This is a genomic window from Sphingomonas sp. 1185, from assembly GCF_040544655.1.
In the GTDB taxonomy this organism is placed as follows: Bacteria; Pseudomonadota; Alphaproteobacteria; order Sphingomonadales; family Sphingomonadaceae; genus Sphingomonas.
The window spans coordinates 88,982-108,346 of record NZ_JBEPKL010000002.1 but is presented as its reverse complement, the minus strand read 5'-3'; the positions used below and the strand labels follow the sequence as shown (position 1 = coordinate 108,346).

15 protein-coding genes are annotated in these 19,365 nt (G+C 67.6%); 7 read left to right on the top strand and 8 right to left on the bottom strand.

What is annotated here, in order from left to right:
• Window positions 1-30: 30 nt before the first annotated feature.
• From ABIC44_RS02765 to ABIC44_RS02755, 3 genes are read left to right on the top strand one after another with little or no spacing between them, the layout of a single operon-like run.
• Window positions 31-1,332 (top strand): CitMHS family transporter, encoded by a 1,302-nt coding sequence (locus ABIC44_RS02765; RefSeq protein WP_354293478.1) that lies wholly within the window; start codon window positions 31-33, stop codon window positions 1,330-1,332.
• A 4-nt stretch (window positions 1,333-1,336) separates the two neighbouring features.
• A complete protein-coding gene (locus ABIC44_RS02760; protein ID WP_354293476.1) occupies window positions 1,337-1,984 on the top strand; it encodes a YjbE family putative metal transport protein in 648 nt (215 codons plus the stop codon).
• Between the two features lie 36 nt (window positions 1,985-2,020).
• Window positions 2,021-2,677: an alpha/beta fold hydrolase gene (locus tag ABIC44_RS02755; protein WP_354293474.1), complete on the top strand. Its 657-nt coding sequence runs from the start codon at window positions 2,021-2,023 to the stop codon at window positions 2,675-2,677.
• Window positions 2,678-2,795: 118 nt separating this feature from the next.
• Here the strand turns inward: ABIC44_RS02755 and katG are convergent, their stop codons facing one another.
• The 5 genes from katG to ABIC44_RS02730 form a co-directional block, all read right to left on the bottom strand.
• The gene (gene katG, locus ABIC44_RS02750) at window positions 2,796-5,021 is read right to left on the bottom strand and encodes a catalase/peroxidase HPI (RefSeq protein WP_354293473.1); all 2,226 of its coding nucleotides are present in this window, start codon (window positions 5,019-5,021) and stop codon (window positions 2,796-2,798) included.
• Between the two features lie 223 nt (window positions 5,022-5,244).
• Window positions 5,245-5,811 carry an intradiol ring-cleavage dioxygenase gene (locus ABIC44_RS02745; protein WP_354293471.1) on the bottom strand — a complete coding sequence of 189 codons (567 nt, stop codon included), beginning with the start codon at window positions 5,809-5,811 and terminating at the stop codon, window positions 5,245-5,247.
• Window positions 5,808-6,149, bottom strand: a complete 342-nt coding sequence (locus tag ABIC44_RS02740) for a hypothetical protein (protein ID WP_354293469.1) — start codon at window positions 6,147-6,149, stop codon at window positions 5,808-5,810. Before ABIC44_RS02740 ends, ABIC44_RS02745 begins: the two co-directional genes overlap by 4 nt.
• Window positions 6,150-6,238: 89 nt before the next feature.
• Entirely contained in the window at window positions 6,239-7,588 is a 1,350-nt protein-coding gene (locus ABIC44_RS02735) for an ATP-binding protein (protein WP_354293468.1), read from the bottom strand.
• A complete protein-coding gene (locus ABIC44_RS02730; RefSeq protein ID WP_354293466.1) occupies window positions 7,572-8,348 on the bottom strand; it encodes a response regulator in 777 nt (258 codons plus the stop codon). Before ABIC44_RS02730 ends, ABIC44_RS02735 begins: the two co-directional genes overlap by 17 nt.
• A gap of 516 nt (window positions 8,349-8,864) precedes the next feature.
• On the opposite strand from ABIC44_RS02730, the gene ABIC44_RS02725 reads away from it, so the two are divergent.
• The gene (locus tag ABIC44_RS02725) at window positions 8,865-9,653 is read left to right on the top strand and encodes a DUF1206 domain-containing protein (protein ID WP_309694582.1); all 789 of its coding nucleotides are present in this window, start codon (window positions 8,865-8,867) and stop codon (window positions 9,651-9,653) included.
• Between the two features lie 29 nt (window positions 9,654-9,682).
• On the opposite strand, the gene ABIC44_RS02720 is transcribed toward ABIC44_RS02725, so the two are convergent.
• The 3 genes from ABIC44_RS02720 to manD form a co-directional block, all read right to left on the bottom strand.
• Window positions 9,683-10,738, bottom strand: a complete 1,056-nt coding sequence (locus ABIC44_RS02720; RefSeq protein WP_354293464.1) for a patatin-like phospholipase family protein — start codon at window positions 10,736-10,738, stop codon at window positions 9,683-9,685.
• A gap of 137 nt (window positions 10,739-10,875) precedes the next feature.
• Window positions 10,876-12,192 carry an MFS transporter gene (locus ABIC44_RS02715; protein WP_354293695.1) on the bottom strand — a complete coding sequence of 439 codons (1,317 nt, stop codon included), beginning with the start codon at window positions 12,190-12,192 and terminating at the stop codon, window positions 10,876-10,878.
• A gap of 10 nt (window positions 12,193-12,202) precedes the next feature.
• Entirely contained in the window at window positions 12,203-13,414 is a 1,212-nt protein-coding gene (gene manD / locus ABIC44_RS02710) for a D-mannonate dehydratase ManD (RefSeq protein ID WP_354293462.1), read from the bottom strand.
• 202 nt (window positions 13,415-13,616) lie between these two features.
• Between manD and ABIC44_RS02705 the strand changes: the two genes are divergently transcribed.
• The 3 genes from ABIC44_RS02705 to ABIC44_RS02695 all read left to right on the top strand — a co-directional run bounded on the left by ABIC44_RS02705 (window position 13,617) and on the right by ABIC44_RS02695 (window position 19,317).
• Entirely contained in the window at window positions 13,617-15,710 is a 2,094-nt protein-coding gene (locus ABIC44_RS02705) for an alpha-glucuronidase family glycosyl hydrolase (protein WP_354293461.1), read from the top strand.
• A 308-nt stretch (window positions 15,711-16,018) separates the two neighbouring features.
• Entirely contained in the window at window positions 16,019-16,174 is a 156-nt protein-coding gene (locus tag ABIC44_RS02700; RefSeq protein ID WP_309694574.1) for a hypothetical protein, read from the top strand.
• Window positions 16,171-19,317: a TonB-dependent receptor gene (locus ABIC44_RS02695; RefSeq protein ID WP_354293459.1), complete on the top strand. Its 3,147-nt coding sequence runs from the start codon at window positions 16,171-16,173 to the stop codon at window positions 19,315-19,317. Before ABIC44_RS02700 ends, ABIC44_RS02695 begins: the two co-directional genes overlap by 4 nt.
• Window positions 19,318-19,365 lie beyond the last annotated feature (48 nt).

Genomic DNA, 19,365 nt, shown 5'->3' with positions numbered 1-19,365 from the left:
CACCCTCCTCCCCTCACGGAGCATCCTTCGATGGATCTTGCCCTGCTTGGCTTCCTGATGGTCGCCACCTTCATGACGCTCATCATGACGAAGCGGATGACCCCGCTGGTCGCGCTGATCGTCGTGCCGACCGCCTTCGCGCTGATCGCCGGTTTCGCCTCCGGCCTGGGCGACATGATGATCGACGGCATCAAGAATCTCGCGCCGACCGGCGTCATGCTGCTCTTCGCGATCCTGTTCTTCTCGATCATGACCGATACCGGGCTGTTCGATCCGCTGGTCAACCGGCTGCTGCGCGTGGTGCACGGCGATCCGCTGGCCATATTGATCGGCACGGTGGTGCTGTGCGCGATCGTCAGCCTGGATGGCGACGGGTCGACCACCTACATCATCACCATCGCCGCGCTGCTGCCGCTCTACAAGCGGTACGACATGAACCGGCTATATCTGTGCTGCCTGCTGATGAGCACCAGCGGGATCATGAACCTGACCCCCTGGGGCGGCCCGACCGCCCGCGCCGCCAGCGCGCTGAAGCTCGACCCCGCCACGCTGTTCCTGCCGCTGATCCCCGGCATGATCGCCGGGCTCGCCTTCCTGATCGGGCTGGCGATCTGGTTCGGCCGCAAGGAGCGTCGCCGCATCGGCCATGTGAAGGCCAATGAGCCGACCGCCTTCACCGGCATGGCCGTGTCGCAATTTCCCGAGGCGCGCCGCCCGCACCTGCGCGGGTTCAACGCCGCGCTGACCATCGCGCTGATCGCGGGGCTGGTCTCGGGCATCCTGCCGCTGTCGGTGCTGATGATGCTGGCCTTCGCGGTCGCCATGATCGTCAACTATCCGCAGGTCGCCGAGCAGAAGGAGCGGATCGCCGCCCATGCGGGCAATGTCCTGTCGGTCGTCTCGCTGATCTTCGCGGCGGGCATCTTCACCGGCATCCTGTCGGGCACCGGCATGGTCGAGGCGATGAGCAAGGAGGTCGTCGGCTGGATTCCGCCGGTGCTGGGGCCGTATATGGCGCCGATCACCGCCGCGCTCAGCCTGCCCTTCACCTTTTTCATCTCCAACGACGCCTTCTATTTCGGGATGCTGCCGATCCTGGCCGAGGCGGGGACGCATTATGGCGTGTCGCCGATGGCGATCGCCCGCGCCTCGCTGATGGGCCAGCCGGTCCATCTGCTCAGCCCGCTGGTGCCGTCGACCTATCTGCTGGTCAGCCTGGCGGGCGTCGACCTGGCCGATCACCAGCGTTTCACCCTGGTCCCCGCCGCGATGGTCTGCGCGGTCATGACGCTGGTCGGGATGGCGGTGCTCGCCTTCCCGCTGATGGGCTGATCCGATGGAGACGCTCTGGCCGCATATCGTCGCCGACTTCGCCGCGATCGGCACGCCCGCAGCGCTGGCGGCCTTTGCCCAGGTCGTCCTGATCGACGTCCTGCTGGCCGCCGACAACGCCATCGTCGTCGGCGCGCTGGCGGCGGGGCTGCCCCCGGCGATGCGGCGCAAGGTGATCCTGGTCGGCGTGGTCGCCGCGCTGGTCCTGCGCATCGGTTTCGCGCTGGTCGTGACGCAGCTGCTCCAGATCGTCGGGCTGGTGCTGGCGGGCGGGCTGCTGCTGGTCTGGGTCGCGTGGAAGATGTGGCGCGAACTGCGTGGCGGCGACGGTGACGACGATGCGCTGGCGCACCAGGCCCCGCGCCGCTTCTGGGCCGCCGCCTGGGCGGTCGCGGTGGCCGACATATCGATGAGCCTCGACAATGTTCTGGCGGTGGCGGGCGCGGCGCGCGACCATCCCGGCATCCTCGCCATCGGCCTGATCCTGTCGGTCGCATTGATGGGGCTGGCCGCCAATATCCTCGCCCGCGTGATCGAGCGCTATCGCTGGCTCGCCTATGTCGGGCTGCTCGTCATCCTGTGGGTCGCGGGCAAGATGATCTGGGAAGGGCTGACCGACCCGGCGCGCGGGCTCCTGACCCTGTTCGCCTGACGCATCCACCCTCACGCCCCATCGGGAGACATTGCCATGATCCGCCACGCGCCGCCCCTCATCCTGCTGCCGGCCATGGGTTGCGATGGCCAACTCTGGGCCAGGCAGGTGATCGACCTGAGCGACGTCACCCATCCGATGCTCGGCGACCTGACCGTCGACGACACGCTGGAGGCGATGGCCGCGCGGGTGCTGGCCCACGCCCCGCCCCGCTTCGCGGTCGCCGGGGTCAGCCTGGGCGGCTATGTCGCGCTGGAGGTCATCCGCCAGGCCCCCGAGCGGGTGCAGCGGGTGGCGCTGTTCGGCACCCGCGCGTCGATGCGGATGCGCCCGCGCACCGTCGCCGAGCAGGGCCTGCTCGCCACCGCACCCCATGCCGACCCGACGCTGACCCCGATCGTCAGCGGCCCCGTCCAGGCGATGGCCGAGCGCGTCGGCGCGGCCGTCTTCGAGCGCCAGCAGCGGGCCATGCTCGCCCGGCCGGACATCAGCGCGGCCATCGCGGCGGTGCGGGTGCCGACGCTGGTGGCGGTGGGCGAATATGACCGCATATGCCTGCCCGCCGAAGCGCGCGAGCTGGCCGACCGGATTCCCGGCGCGCGCCTCCACGAGATCCGCCATTGCGGGCATCTGGCCCCGCTGGAGCGCCCCGGCGAGGTCACCCAGTTGTTGCGGGACTGGCTGCAAGGCTGAACGGCCCGGAGCGCCGCCGGTGCGGCACGCCCGCACGATCCGGGCGACATGAAAAAAGGGGCGCGGCGACCCGGACCTGAGTCCGGACACCGCGCCCCCCTTCTCACCCTGAGGGCGGTTAGCTGGCCTGGTTGGCCGACACCGGCTTGGCGGTCACGTCGAAGCGATCCGCGTTCATCACCTTCACCCAGGCCCGCACGAAGTCGCGCACGAACTTCTCCTCGTGCCCGTTCTCGGCATAGACCTCGGCGGTCGCGCGCAGTTGCGAGTTGGAGCCGAAGATCAGGTCGGTCCGGGTCGCGCGCCACTTTTCCTGGCGGCCGCCACGGTCGTAACCGATGAACTTCTCGTCGCTCGACGCGTCGACCAGATCCCAGAAGGTACCATTGTCGAGCAGGTTGACGAAGAAGTCGTTGGTCAGCTGCCCCGGACGGTCGGTCAGCACGCCCTCCGGCGCATCGCCGAAGTTCGCGCCCAGCACGCGCAGGCCGCCGACCAGCACCGTCATTTCGGGCGCGGACAGCCCGAGCAGCGAGGCCCGGTCGAGCAGCAGCTCCTCGGTCTTCACCGGGTTGCGGGTCTTCAGATAGTTGCGGAAACCATCGGCCTGCGGCTCCATCCAAATGAAGCTCTCGACATCGGTCCATTCCTGCGTCGCGTCGCCGCGACCGCCCAGGAACGGGACCGCCACGTCGAACCCGGCATCGCGCGCCGCCTTCTCGACCGCCGCCGAACCCGCCAGCACGATCGCATCGGCCAGCGACATGTCGCCGCGCAGCTCGTCCAGCTTGGCCAGGACCTGCTGGAGCTGTTCGGGTTCGTTGACCGCCCAGTCCTTCTGCGGAGCCAGCGCGATGCGCGCGCCGTTCGCGCCGCCGCGATGGTCCGACCGGCGATAGGTCGAGGCCGAGGCCCAAGCGGTCTTGACCAGCTGTCCGACGGTCAAGCCGCTGGAGAGCACCGCCTCCTTGAACGCCGCCACGGCCGCATCCGACGGCACGGTGCCTTCGGGCACGGGGTCCTGCCAGATCAACGTCTCTTCGGGCACTTCGGGGCCGAGATAGCGGATCTTGGGGCCCATGTCGCGATGGGTCAGCTTGAACCAGGCGCGGGCGAAGGCATCGTCCAGCGCCGCCTGATCCTCGCGGAAACGCAGCGCGATCTCGCGGAACTCGGGGTCCATCTTCAGCGCCATGTCGGCGGTGGTCATCATGGTCGGCACGCGCTTGTTGGGATCGCGCGCGTCGGGGGCCATGTCCTCGGGGTCGGGATTGACCGGAGTCCACTGCTTGGCGCCCGCCGGGCTCTGCGTCAGTTCATAGTCATATTTGAACAGCAGGCGCAGATAGTCGCCGGTCCACTTGGTCGGATTGTTCGACCATGCGCCCTCGATGCCGGAGGTGGTGATATGCCCCTGGCCGATCTCCTCGCTGTCGGTCAGCCAGCCCAGCCCCTGCTGGTGCACCGCTTCGGCCGCCGGGTTCTTGAAGTGCGGGGCGGGCTTGGCGCCATGCGCCTTGCCGAACGCATGGCCACCCGCCGTCAGCGCCACCGTCTCCTCGGAGTTCATCGCCATCCGCCGGAACGTCGCCTTCATGTCGCGCGCGGAGGTCAGCGGGTCGGGATTGCCGCCGGGCCCTTCGGGATTGACGTAGATGAGGCCCATCTGGATCGCGGCGAGCGGTCCTTCGAGCTCGGGCGTCTCCTCGGTGATGCGGGTCTGCGCGCCTTCATCGACCCACAGCTCCTCGGCGCCCCAGAAGGTATCGCCCTCCGACGCATAGACGTCCTTGCGGCCGCCCGCGAAGCCGAAGGTCGGCCCGCCCATGCTCTCGATCGCGACATTGCCCGCCAGGATGAACAGATCGGCCCAGCTGATATGCTTGCCGTATTTCTGCTTGATCGGCCACAACAGGCGCCGCGCCTTGTCGAGATTGCCATTGTCCGGCCACGAGTTCAGCGGCTCGAAGCGCTGCTGCCCCGAGGACGAACCACCGCGCCCATCGGTCACGCGATAGGTGCCGGCGGCGTGCCAAGCCATACGGATCATGAAGGGGCCGTAATGACCGTAATCGGCGGGCCACCACGGCTTGCTGTCGGTCATCAGCGCAAGCAGGTCGGCCTTGACCGCCGCATAGTCGAGCGCGTTGAACGCCTTGGCATAGTCGAAGCCCTCGCCCATCGGGTCGGGCGAGATGCCGTGCTGGTGCAGCATGTCGATCGGCAGCGCGTCGGGCCACCAGTCCTTGTTGGTCCGTCCCAGCAGCGACCGGGCCTTGACCTCGCCGCCGCCCTTGCCACCCATCGGGCAACCGCCGCTCTTGGGCTTTTCGTAATCGGCCATCTCGGTTTCCTCTTCCTACCGATGTCACTTCACCACGGATAGTGCCGCGCCCGCAGGCAATCTGTCCAATCGATTATTCGGGATGGATAGATCATGATACTCGATCACTACCGGCATCGCGCCCCTTGGCTCAATGCCTGTCGCGGCCACCGGCTTCGACCCGCAGAAGATGCTGCGGCATGGCGTGCAAAAGCATCGGCCAAATGCTTTGGCGTGAGGGAATTCAGCGGGCGATACCGATCAGCGCGGTCGCGTCGTAACCCCCCTTGACGTTGCCGCTGAACACCGGCGTCTGCTGGGCGATCTGCGCCGCGCTGTTGTCGCCGAAGATGCCGTCGCTCGACAGCGAAATACGCGCGAACTTCGCGGCGCTCGATGGATAGGTGGTGGCATCGGCATAGATGGCCGAGCAGACGGCGCTCGGCATCGCCAGCTGCGAGGTCAGGACTGCATAACGGCCGCCCAGCGCGTTGGAGAGGCTGGAGAAGACCTCGAAATGCATATGCGGCCAGCGCCCGTCATAGCAGCCGGGGAAGATGGTGGTGAAGCTAACCTGGCCATTGGCATCGGTCACCTGGACGCCGCGCAGATAGCTTTCCGTCGGGGCGGTATAGAGCGAATAGAGCCCCTGCCGGTCGCAATGCCACAGATAGACCGCATAACCGGCCAGTGGTGCGCAGGTGGCGTTGACGTCGACCAGGGTCAGCGTGATCTTCAGCAGAACGCCGGTCGCGACCGTGGTGGTCGAGAGGAAGCTGGGGCGGATGTCGCTGCGCACGACGCCGCTCACGGTGAGGATGTTGGACGTCCCCCGGAGGCGGTGTTGGTGCCGTCGCCGGGATAGGTACCGGCGGTTTCGGCCGGGTCGGCGATGCAGGCCGTGCTCGTGCCGCTGGCGGTCGGCGTGGGGGTTGCGGTCGGTGTTGGTGTCGGCGTGGCGCTGGGGGTGGAGCCGCTCACCACCGCGACGCTGCCCGACGCCGTGTCGTTGCCGCCGCAACCCGCGACCAGCGCGGCGGTGCCCGCACCGGCAAACCACTTCAGCGCGCGACGGCGCGCCATCAGCGTCTCCATGACCTTCAGATCGTCGGCCAGGCGGTGAGCGTGGTCGGGGTGGCGGTCGGACATGCACTCATACTCCTTCGGACAGAAGGAGCATGTCGGCCTGCCGGATTGCCCGCCTATGTCGGGATGCAGCCATGTTGTTGCAGCGTGTGTCAGCTCGCCAGCGGCAGCACCACACGCGCCATCGCGCCGCGATCGCCATTTTCCAGCGTCGCCGCGCCGCCGTGCCGCGTCGCGATCGACCGGACGATGGCGAGACCCAGCCCGGTGCCGCCGGTGGCGCGGTTGCGTGAGGGGTCGCCGCGCACAAAGGGCTGGAACAGCCGTTCCGCCTGCGCCGGATCGATGCCGGGTCCGTCGTCGGCCACCCATATGCCGACATTCCCGCGCGCAATCTCCCACCCGATCGTCGCCCGCTCGCCATAGCGCACGGCATTCTCGATCAGATTGGCAAACAGCCGCCGCAACGCCGCCGTATCGCCGCGCACGACCGCACGCGGGCCGGGCATCAGCGTCACGGGCTGACCGGCATCGGCCATGTCTTGGACCAGACTGTCGAGCAGGCTGGCCAGGTCGAGGCGGCGCGCGTCGGTCTGGACCGCCTCGTCCCGGGTGAAGGCCAGCGTGGCGGCGATCATCGCGCGCATCTCACCGATATCGGCGGCGGCGCGGGCGCGGGCGTCCTCGGGCAGTTGTTCGACGCGAAAGGCGAGCCGCGACAGCGGCGTGCCGAGGTCATGCGCGATCCCCGCCAGCATCGCGGTGCGCGCCTCGGCATGGTGCGCCAGACGGGCGTGCATCGTCGTCACCGCACGCGCCAGATCGCGCACCTCGCGACTGCCCCCCGGCAGCGCGGGCAGCGCGGCGCCGGTGCCCGCCTGATCGGCGGCGCTGGCGAGGCGGCGCAGGGGCCGGGTCAGCGCGCGGGCGATGCACCAGGCCGGCAGGGACAGCAGCAGGATCGCGACCAACATCGCCAGCAGGGTGCGGACGTGCCAGCGCGTCAGATAGGGCGGCACATGGCTGCGCACGACCCACCAGCCCGCTCCCTCATGCCAGGCGAAGGTGAAGCTGCCGACAAAGGCATCGCGCTCCGTCTTGCCCGCCGTTTCGGTAAAGGCCAGGACAGCGGTGGGCGAGACGCCCAACTCGGCGGCGAGGCGACGACGGGCGGTGGGATCGGCGACTTCCCCGCTACGGGCCATGGGCGCGGCCCGTTCCCTTCGACGCCGTGGCGGCCCCGGTCCGGGATCCTGGCCATCGGCCGCTTGCGCCACGCCGAGCGGCGGGCCGCCCCGGTCGAAGGGCGGCGGCCCCTTGCCTTCCAGCGTCATCGCGATCGAGCGCAGGCTGCTGGGAAAGTCGAAAGGGGGCGGCCCGGAAAAGGTGACCACGAACGAGATCGCCGTCGCCACCAGGACGGAGACGATCACCAGCAGGAAGATCGGCGCCGCGATCGAGGAGCCGCGCCGGTCGCGTCGCCGGTCAGCGACGCTCGACATCGGCCGTGAACAGATAGCCTTCGTTGCGCACCGTGCGGACCAGATCGTCGCCGCCGCGCCCGTCGGACCGTTGCAGCTTGCGGCGCAACCGGCTGATCTGGACGTCGATCGCGCGGTCGAAATGCTCGGCATTGGCCCCGCGCGACTGGTCGAGCAGGAAGTCGCGGGTCAGGACGCGGCGCGGATGCTCGACCAGCACGATCAACAGGCGGAACTCGCCATCGGACAGGTTGATGAGGACCTCGTCCGGATCGAACAGCTGCCGTCCCAGCGGGTCGAGCCGCCAGCCCGCGAAGCGCAGATATGCGCGCTCCGGCGATGCCGTCTGGACCGAGGCGATCGCGGCCGGCCGCCCCTGGTTGCGACGCAGGACCGAGCGGATGCGGGCGAGCAGTTCGCGCGGATTGGCGGGCTTGGCGATATAATCGTCGGCGCCCATTTCCAGCCCGACGATCCGGTCGACCTCTTCGCCGATCACCGACAGGATGATGACCGGCGGCGCGGTCGTGCGGTCGAGGCTGCGAAGCACCGACAGCCCGTCCTCCCCCGGCATCATCACGTCGAGAACGACCAGCGCATAGGCATGGCGCACCAGCGCCGCCCGCATCGCCGCCGCATCCTCGGCGACATCGACGACATAGCCATGGTCGGCGAGGAACGCCGCCGTCAGCTCGCGAATGCCGGGATCGTCGTCGACGATGAGAAGGCGGGTTTCGAGGTCCATGGTCTCGATCGGTTCAGGACGGGCGACGGTCTGCATGACGCCCGGATGCCGTCCCGGTGTATCGCGCGGATTGCAGGGCTGCAACATCGGCAGAACGGGACCGGACTGTGGCCGGGGCGCCACACCGGATCGGGCCGACCTAGGGCGGATCGACATTCACAATTGCATATTCTTCCCTCTCCCCGGGACAGGGGAGAGGGTTAGCGGAGCTTGCCAGCCTGCTGGCTAGCGTAGCTTGGGTGAGGGGTTGAGCGAGCCCAAAGGCTCGCGCGCTCGCTTCGCGAGCCCGCCCCTCACCCAGCTCCGACTAAGCCTTTGCTCTCGCAAAGGCCAAGTCTGCGCAACCCTCTCCCCTCTGCGAGGGGCGAGGGAAGGAAAGGCATCGCTGAATGTCGATCGACCATAGACCTTCGTCGCGGGGCGCGGAACGGAGCGTTCGATCACCCTGTCGTCCGGATGGGGGAAGTGCTGGCGCCGCCCTGACCTGAATACGTCGTTCCAATCCGGGAACGAGATCGCCTTGCCCTTGTTTTCGTGGGCAAAGGAGACCGCATGAACGCCAATTCGCGCCTGACCGCCCTCACCCGGATCGGCTTTGCAACGCGCGGCCTGCTCTATCTCGTCATCGCCTTTCTCATCCTTCGCACCGGCAGGGCCGAGGATCCCAGCGGCGCCATCGAGTATCTCGGGCGGGGCGGCGGCCAGATCCTGCTGGGGATCATCGCCGTCGGTCTGGTGGCCTATGGCATCTGGCGCCTGGCCGACGCGGCGCTCGACATCGAGCGTCACGGCACCGATCGCAAGGGCGTGATGGAGCGGGTCGGCGCGGGGGTCAGCGGTGCGGTGCACCTTTTCCTGGCGTGGCAGGCCGTCGCGGTGATGCGGGGCGCGGCCCTGTCCGGGGACGGCACGCGCGAAGGCGCGCGAACGGCGCTTCAGCTGCCCGGCGGCTGGGCGCTCGTGCTGGTCGGGGCGGTGGTGCTGGCGGCGCTGGGCGCGGTCCAGCTGGTCAAGGCGACCAAGGGGTCCTTCCTGCGCTATCTGGACGCCTCGGTCGCGCGGCAACGCTGGGTGCAGTGGAGCGGTCGCGCGGGATATGCCGCGCGCGGGCTGGTGTTCCTGATCAGCGGCTATCTGCTCGCACGGGCGGGGATCGAGGAACAGGCGGGCGAGGCCGGCGGCATGGCGCGGGTCCTGTCATGGCTGACCAACCCGTTCGACCTGATCGTCGGCGCAGGGTTGCTGGCGTTCGGACTCTTCAGCCTTGTCGAGGCGCGCTATCGGCGGCTGCACGACGTGCCCGTGGATGCGGCGATCCGGCGGGCGACCAGCTGGCATTGATCGGTCCGCGCTGCACGCAGCGATGGGGATCAGGCCGCCACCGCCTCGGGCAGGTCGTCATCGGTCAGGGTCGAGGACCGACGGAACTGACCGGCATTCTCATCCAGCCACGCCGCCGCCGTCGCCCGCCCCAACTCGCGCAGTTCCTGGATCTTGGACCAGCGGGTGTCGAGCTTGCTCGCCGAACCGCGTTCGGCCAGCGCGGTGGGGGCGGCCATCATGTGCAGATTGGTCGCGGCCAGCGCCTGCATCGCCGGATCGGACGAGCCTGCGCTGCGGGCGATGGCCTGCACTTCGGTCAGCGCCTTCAGGTCACGCAACAGGCAGGCATTGAAGCCGATATCGCTCATCCGCCCGATAATCCCGCCCAGCGAGGTCGGCGCCTCGTCCACCCCGAAGGGGGTGATCTGCACGATCAACAGGTCGGTCGCGCCATGATGGTCGAAGATCAGCGGCTCCAGCGCGGGGTTGGCGGAAAAGCCGCCGTCCCAATATTCTTCGCCGTCGATCGTCACCGCCGCGAACAGATCAGGCAGGCAGGCGGACGCCATGATCGCATCGACCGTGATCTCGTCGTTGCGGAACAGACGCGCCGCGCCGTTCGAAACTGCGGTGGCGGCGATATAGAGCGGCAGCGCCCCGTCGCGCGTCAGGGCGCTCAGATCGATGCTCGACGACACCACTTGGCGCAGCGCCCGCATCTCGCGCAGTTGTGGAGACAGATGCGCCAGATAGCGGCTCATCATCTTCGACATTTCGAGCGAGCGCCGAAACCACGGCTCGAACAGCGGCCCACCCCATGGATGATCGAAGGCGCTTAGCGGCGATCCGTGCGACACCGCCTTCCACAGCCGCTCCAGCCCCGCCAGCGCGCCGTCCCGGCCGCCGACGGCCAGTCCCGCGACCAGCGCGGTGCCGTTCAACGCCCCGGCACTCGCCCCGCTGACCGCGACGATGTCGATCTCCTCCTCCAGCAGACGCTCGATCACGCCCCAACCATAGGCGCCGTGCGCCCCGCCACCCTGCAGGGCCAGCGCCAGCCGAGGACGAGCGGAAGAGGGCGAAGGCGATGCGGTGTCGATCATGGCGGGCTCCCGAAAGGCGTCCTCACGGATCTGCGACGACCCATGGTCCGCTTGGGGATGCAACGAGCGCCGCCGGATTTGGATGCAGTGCAGCATGAAACCGACCCATGGCCGGGTCGGTCACGCCCCGTCCCGCGTCAGTCCCGTGTCCTCCCGATCCGGACGTCCCGATAGCGCGGGTTGAGCAGGTGGAAGACCAGCAGCGCGACCAGATAGGCCAGGCCGCAGGCAATGAAGAAGGGTTGGTAGCTGCCTACCCGGTCGAGCAACATGCCCAGCGCCTTCGACGCGATGAAGCCGCCGGCCGCTCCGGCAAAGCCGCCCAGCCCGATCAGCGTGCCTTGCGCATAACGGGGGAACTGGTCGCCGGGCAGCGCGAAGAGATTGGTCGAGAAGCCCTGATGCGCCGCGCAGGCCAGGCCGATCATCGCCACCGCGATCCAGATGCTGCTCGCCTGCGCCGCGAACATCACCGGCAGCGCGAACAGCGCGCAGAAGAACATCGCCCGCTTGCGCGCCCGCCCGGTCGCCACCCCGGCCTTCAGCAGCCGTGACGAATACCAGCCGCCGACGATCGCACCGACATCCGCCATGATATAGATGGCGACAAGAGGCGGCCCGAAGCTCTTGAGATCATAGCCATAACGGCTGTGGAAGAAATCGGGCAGCCAGAACAGGAAGGTCCACCAGACCGGATCGATCAGAAAGCGCCCGGTCATGTAGGACCAGGCTTCGCGATGGCGCAGGACGGTGAGGAACCCGGCGCGGCCGCTCGTCTCGGCGGGCTCGGTCTCGATCCAGGCGCGCTCCTCGGGTGTGATGCGCGGATGGGCATGGGGCGGGTGATAGAGCCGCCACCACGCCGCCAGCCAGACGAGGTTGAACAGCCCGGTGATGATGAAAGCCCAGCGCCAGTCGAGCACCAGATCGGCGACGATGAAGCCGATCAGCAGCGGCGTCACCACCGCCCCGACATTGGCCCCGGCGTTGAAGATGCCGATGGCCAGCGCGCGTTCTTTCTTGGGAAACCATTGCGATGCGGCGGCGAGCGCCGAGGGATAGGTCCCCGCCTCCCCGAAGGCGAGCGGGATGCGGGCGATCACGAAGCCGGTTGTCGAGGTGACGAGCGTCTGCGCGAAATGCCCGATGGTCCAGCTGCCCATCGCCAGCAGATACCCGGCGCGCGGCCCGATCCGGTCGATCAGCCAGCCGAACAACAGGAAGCCGATGCCATAGGCGACCTGGAAATAGCCGGTGATGTCGCCGTAACCGCTATTGGTCCAGCCATAGAGCGCGGTCAGCTGCGGCTTGAGCACGCCCAGCACCAGCCGGTCGATATAGCTGAGCACCACGGCAGCGAAGAGCAGGCCGCAAATCACCCAGCGGACCCGCCCGCGCGGCGGCGGCACGGCGTGCGCGGCGGTTTCGGGGGCGGTCGCGGCGGCGTTGGCCATGTCGCTCATCTCACCAGCTCCACAGGGTGCCGTCCTCCAGCCGGTTCACCGGCAGATAGGCGCGTTTATAGGGATAGGTTTCCGCCAGTGCCTCGTCGATCTCGACGCCCAGCCCCGGCGCATCGCCCGGATGCATCATCCCGTCCTCGAACCGGTAATGATGCGGGAAGACCGCGTCGGTCTCGTCCGTGTGCGGCATATGCTCCTGGATGCCGAAATTGGGCACAGATAGCCCGAAGTGCAGCGCCGCCGCCATGGTGACGGGCGACAGGTCGGTCGCGCCGTGGCAGCCGGTGCGGACCTGATACAGATCGGCGAGCGCGGCGATCCGTCGCAAATGGGTCAGCCCCCCGGCATGGACGACGGTGGCGCGGACATAGTCGATCAGCTGGTTCTCGATCAGATGCTTGGCATCCCAGATCGAGTTGAAGATCTCGCCCACCGCGATCGGCGTCGTCGTATGCTCGCGGATCAGGCGGAACGCATCCTGGTTCTCGGCCGGGGTCGCATCCTCGATCCAGAAGGGGCGATAGGGCTCCAGATCCTTGCCCAGCCGCGCCGCCTCGATCGGGGTCAGCCGGTGGTGGACGTCGTGGAGCAGATGCACGTCCCAGCCCAAAGCCTCGCGCGCGGCGGCGAACAGTTCGGGGACGATGCGCAGATATTTCTCGGTCGACCAGACGCTCTCGCTGGGCAGGTCGGCATCGGCGGGCTCGTAACGCTGCCCCGCCTTGGCGACGCCGTAGGTAGAGGCCAGCCCCGGCACCCCGCATTGCAAGCGGATCGCGCGATAGCCTTCGTCGCGGTGGCGGATCGCGGTGGCGATCGTATCTTCGATGCTGGTGCCGTTGGCGTGGCAATAGACTAGGCACGCGTCACGCGCCGCGCCGCCCAGCAGCTGATAGACGGGCAGCCCGGCGATCTTGCCCTTGATGTCCCACAGCGCCATGTCGACCGCCGCGATCGCGGTCATCGTCACCGGGCCGCGCCGCCAATAGGCGCCCTTGTAGAGATATTGCCAGATATCCTCGATCCGGTGCGCGTCGCGCCCGATCAGGCAAGGGAGGACGTGATCCTGCAGATAGCTCGCGACGCTGAGTTCGCGGCCGTTGAGCGTGGCGTCGCCCAGGCCGGTGGTGCCGTCGTCGCACTCGATCTTCAACGTGACGAAGTTGCGTCCCGGAGAGGTCACGATCAGGCGGGCGGAAACGATCTTGGGCATGGCGGCGTCCTTCAGGCGACCAGAAGCGCGACAGAAGGATGGCCGCGCAAAACGGCATGGCGAATCGTTCGATGCCTGCGGCTCATGACGGCCCTCTCCTGTCAGGCAGCCGGTCTGACCGGACTTGCCAATTGGTCTGATAGCGGTAACGTGCGGGCCAAGCGTCGGCTTGTCAATCGCCGACACATCGGGAGAGCATGGCATGAAACGGATTCGCGCATGGGCCACCGCGCTGTCCCTATCCTTGGTGGCGTTGCCCTTTCCGGCGCTGGCGGACGATGGCTATGCGCTGTGGCTGCGCACCGCCGCACCGACGGTCGGGCAGGCCGATGTCAGGGTGTCGGGCACGTCCCCGACGCTGGAACTGGCGGGCTCCGAACTGAGGCGCGCCCTGCCCTCGGGCCTGCTGCCCGTCATGGTGGCGACCGCTTCGGACCCTGCCCTTCGCACGATAGGGCTGAATGTCGGCGGGCTGGGCGAGGAAGGCTATCTGGTACGCCCGGTGACGTTGCAGGGCCGGACCATGCTTCTGGTCGCGGGCAATAGCGATCGCGGCGCGCTCTACGGTGCCTTTGCGCTGCTCCGCCATCTCGCCACCGGCGGAACGGCCGATCGGGTCGAGCTGCGGTCCGCGCCCAAGGTAAAGCTGCGCGTGCTGAACCATTGGGACAATCTCGATGGCTCGATCGAGCGCGGCTATGCGGGCCAGTCGCTGTGGGACTGGTGGACGCTGCCCGACTTCCGCGATCCGCGCTATACCGACTATGCCCGCGCCAACGCCTCGATCGGGATCAACGGCACCGTCCTGAACAACGTCAACGCCAAGGCCGACAGCCTGACCGCGCCCTATATCGCCAAGGCGGCGGCGCTGGCCGATATCTTCCGCCCCTGGGGCATCCGCGTCTATCTGTCGGTCAAATTCTCCGCGCCGATCGAGCTGGGCGGACTGAAGACCGCCGACCCGCGCGATCCGGCGGTGGCGGCCTGGTGGAAGGCCAAGGCGGACGAGATCTATCGCGCCATCCCCGATTTCGGCGGCTTCCTGGTCAAGGCCAATAGCGAGGGGCAGCCGGGCCCGCGCGATTACGGGGCCAGCCATGCGGACGGCGCCAACATGCTGGCCGCCGCCGTCAAACCCCATGGCGGCATCGTGATGTGGCGCGCCTTCGTCTATGCCGAGACCGATCCCGAAGATCGCGCCAAACAGGCCTATACCGAGTTCAAGCCGCTGGACGGCAAGTTCGCCGACAATGTGCTGGTGCAGGTCAAGAACGGCGCGATCGACTTCCAGCCGCGCGAGCCCTTCCACCCGCTGTTCGGCGCGATGCCGCGCACGCCCCTGATGATCGAGTTCCAGATCACCAAGGAATATCTCGGCTTCGCGACCCATCTCGCCTATCTCGGCCCGCTGTTCACCGAGGTTCTCGACGCGAAGACCGGGTGGAAGCCGGGCGAGACGGTCGCCGATGTGGTCGACGGCGCGGCGGAGCATCATGCGCTTTCGGGCATGGCGGGCGTCGCCAATATCGGGCGCGACCGCGACTGGAGCGGATCGACCTTCAACCAGGCCAATTGGTACGCCTTCGGCCGCCTCGCCTGGGACCCCGACCTGTCGGCACAGGCCATTGCGCGCGACTGGACCGAGCAGACCTTCGGCACCGACCGTCAGGTGGTCGACACGGTCACCGCGATGATGATGGGATCGCGCGAGGCGGTGGTCGACTATACCGGACCGCTCGGCCTCGCGCATCTGATGGCGACCGGCCATCATTATGGACCGGGGCCATGGGTGGCCGATCTGGCGCGCCCCGAATGGAACCCGGCCTATTATCACCGCGCCGATGCGGGCGGCATCGGCTTCGACCGGACGGCGAAGGGCAGCAACGCGGTCGGCCAATATGCCGCCCCGGTCGCCAGGGCCTTCGCCGACCCGGCAACGACGCCCGAGTCGATGCTGCTCTGGTTCCACCACCTGCCCTGGGATCGCCGCATGGCGAGCGGGCGCACTTTGTGGGACGAAATGGTCGCGCATTATGATCGCGGCGTCGCCTATGTCGCCCATATGCAGCGGCAATGGGACACGCTGCGTCCCAAAATCGATGCCGAACGGTGGCAGAAGACCGCAACCTATCTCGCCATCCAGGAAAAGGAAGCCCGGTGGTGGCGCGACGCGAGCCTGGCCTATTGGATGTCGGTCAACCATCGCCCCCTTCCCGCCGGGGTCCGTACGCCCGAGCATGACCTGGCCTGGTACAAGGCGCGGAGCTTTCCCTACGCGCCGGGCCAGGCGCACTGACCGGAAGCGTGACAAGGCCGGACCATCGCAACGCCTTTGGTCCGGCCACCTGTGGGGAGTCGGCGCGAGCGGACGGCATGATCGGCCTGCCTTGCACGCCCCTGCGACGACCGTACCGCGACCGAGGCACCCGCGAACGACGGCCCGCAATCGATAACAGCTTGCAAACCGGCAAAATTCTTCGCCGGGACGCTTTGGTCTAGCCAATTTCATTTGACTTACAGACCAATAGGCCTGACGATACCGCTATCAACGAAGCCGCATCAGACGGTTGTGAGGGGAAGCGGAATGGCATCCATGGCATCATCATGCCCGACCCGATCGGGCGTCACGCGGCCCGCATCATCGGCCGCCGCCTTGCCGCACCGCTCGCCCGACGCCTGATCGCCCCGACCGCCATCAACATTCGAATAGCCGCATGTCCCGGCGAAGGGCAGCGGACCGACCGAGAGGACCTGACATGAGGACTGTGCCCCCCATCCGCCTGCGCCGCCTGGCCCTGCTGTGCGCGACCGCCGCCGGTGCCATGAGCGCGTCGACCGCGCTCGCCCAGGCGGTGCCGCCGCCGCAGGAACAGGTTCCCGCCGACGGCCAGGACAATGGCCCGTCGACGCCCCCCGCGCCGCAGACCGACCAGACCCAGGGCACGACGAGCGAGGACATCGTCGTCACCGGCTATCGGTCGAGCCTGGCCAAGTCGACCAACGCCAAGCGTGCCTCGACCGGCTTTACCGATTCGATCTTCGCCGAGGATATCGGCAAGTTCCCCGACACCAACATCGCCGAGTCCTTCAACCGCATTCCGGGCGTGACCATCACCCGCGACGTGACCGGCGAAGGCACCAACGTCGCCATTCGCGGCCTGGGGTCGAACTTCACCAACGTCACGCTGAACGGTGCGCCGATCGCCGTCGCCTCCTCGGGCGCAACCGACGCGCAAGGCACCGACCGCTCGGTCGACCTCAGCTTCTTCCCGACCGACCTGTTCACCAAGCTGACCGTGAACAAGAGCTATACCGCCGACCTGCTCGAAGGCGGCGCGGCGGGCAACATCGACCTGCGCTCGGCGCGGCCCTTCGATCGCCAGACCTCGTTCGTCGCCTATAACGTCCAGGCGTCCAACCAGACGCCCGAGGACCGGATCGGGGCGCGCGGATCGCTGATCGGCAGCTGGCGCAACGACACCGTCGGCATCCTGGCGGGCGTCTCGGCGCAGCGGCTGTTTACCGACACGCGCGGTTTCGAGACGATCGGCTATACCAACCCCGCGCTGACCGCCGCGCAATGCGGCGCGACCAGCGGATGCAACAGCACTGGCGGCGGCAACTGGACGATCCCGTCGGTCGTACCGGCAGGCGCGGGCGGCGGCCTGGTGGCGGGGACGACGATCGACCGCAACTTCCTGCTCGCCAACAATCCGGGCGCGACCATCCAGCAGATCGACAACGGCCTGCTGCCGCGCCTGGGCCGCGTCACCAGCATCCGTGGCCCCCGCGACCGCATCAACGCGATCGTCAGCGCCGAATATCGCCCGACCGACCAGCTGCATTTCTACATTGACGGCCTGTACGGCTTCAAGAAGAACGAGCTGACCCGCGAGAACATGGCCTGGATCGTCCGCAACGGTGCGATCATCCCGACCAACCTGACCTTCGACAAGGCGGATTGCAGCGCGGGCTGCACCGTGACCGGCGGCACCTTCGCCAATGTCCAGTTCTTCAACGAATTCCGCCCCTATACCGAGACGACGCACCTGTTCAGCGTCAATCCCGGCGGCGAGTGGGAGATCAACGACAAGCTCAAGCTGAACATCCAGGGCAATTACGCGCGCTCGACCTTCCACCGCGAAAGCCCGACCGTCGGCATGACCACGCCGCTGGGCGTCGGCAATACCGTCACCTATTCGAACGATGGCGGCATCCCGACGATCACCAGCGCGCTCGACCTGAACGACCCGAAGAATTTCGGCTGGAATGCGGGCAGCCGCGTCAACCTCCAGGACGAGCGGCGGCTGTACATCAACAAGGGGATGCGCGGCGACCTGACCTGGGGCGACACCGCGCTCAACGTGAAGATCGGCGGCGCGTTCGACAATACCGCGCGGCGCATCCGGGGTTTCGACAACAGCCAATATTGGCAGAACGCGGTGTGCGGCAACAATCCCAACGTCGCGGTCCCCTCCCCCAATTCGCAGCCGCCCTGCGAGGGCCTGAACGCGCCCGGCGCGGCGCCCGCCGGCTATCCCACCTATCCGGGCTATGGCACCGGCTATACGGCGGGGATGAGCGGGCCGGTCAGCTATGGCGGGTCGCTGATCCCCAACAGCGCGGCGTCGAGCTATCTGATGCCGGGGCCGGCCGGGTTCGTGACGGTCAACTGGCCCGCCTTCGCCAAGGCGAGCAACTATCAATTCTATCACGACAACGCCCCCGAAAATGGCGGCGCGAACACCGGCGCGAGCGCGGGCTATATCCGCGAGATCGTCAAGTCGGCCTTCGCGACCGTCAACGGCGCGCAGGAACTGGGCGGCAACACGCTGCGCTTCAATGTCGGCGTGCGCTACGTCAACACGATCCAGACGATTTCGGGTCGCGTCTCGCTGCCCGATCCGCGCAACACGACCGCCTCGGGCGCCTCGCTGCCCGATGGCAGCCGCTATCCCAGCATCGTGAACATCGCCAACACGCGCAACGTCTATTCGGAATGGCTGCCCGCCGCGACGCTGGCCTATGACATTGGCGAGCATGCGGTGGTGCGTGTCGCGGGCTCGCGGACGATGACCCGGCCCGATCCGTCGGCGCAGCTGCCGGGCGTCAACTTCGGCGCCCCCTCGGCCGACCAGGCCTCGATCGGCAATCCGGCGCTGGCGCCCTATCTGTCGACCAATCTGGACCTGGGCTTCGAATATTATACCGGGCGGGAAGGTGTGATCAGCTTCAACGCCTTCCGCAAGTCGATCGAGGGCTTCACGACGACCGCGATCTCGACGGTGCCCTTCTCGAACCTGGCGCAGTACGGCATCACCTATGACACGCTGAACTCGACGCAGCAGATCGCGATCAACGCGCGCGGCGGGCCCAACCAGGCGCAGGTGCAGGTCACTTCGCAGGTCAACGTGCCCAACAAGCTGACCATCAACGGCCTGGAATTCCAGTGGGTCCAGCCGCTCGACTTCCTGACCCGCGCGATCGGCATCACCGGCTTCGGCTTCAACGCCAACGCCACCATCGTCGACCAGCGCAGCGACGGCCCCGCCGTGGCGTTCGGCGTCGCGCCCTTCACCTACAACATCACCGGCTATTACGAGAAGAACGGCGTGATGCTGCGCGTCGCCACCACCTCGCGTCAGGGCGCGCAGAACAGCGGCGCGGCGCAGAACGGCATTCCCAATGCCGCGCTGTTCGGCACCGACTTCACCACCTATGACTTCTCGTCGTCCTTCGACCTGGACAAGCTGTTCGGCATGCCCGGCGCGCCGCAGCTGACCATTAACGTCGCCAACTTCACCAACGCGACGCTGCGGTCCTACTTCCAGTTCGAGCACGCCACCTTCACCCAGTACAAGCCCGGCCGCCAGTTCCTGATCGGTCTGCGCGGAACGTTCTGACCCTCTGCTTCGGCAGGCCCGGCGGAGCCGATCGGCTCCGCCATCCTC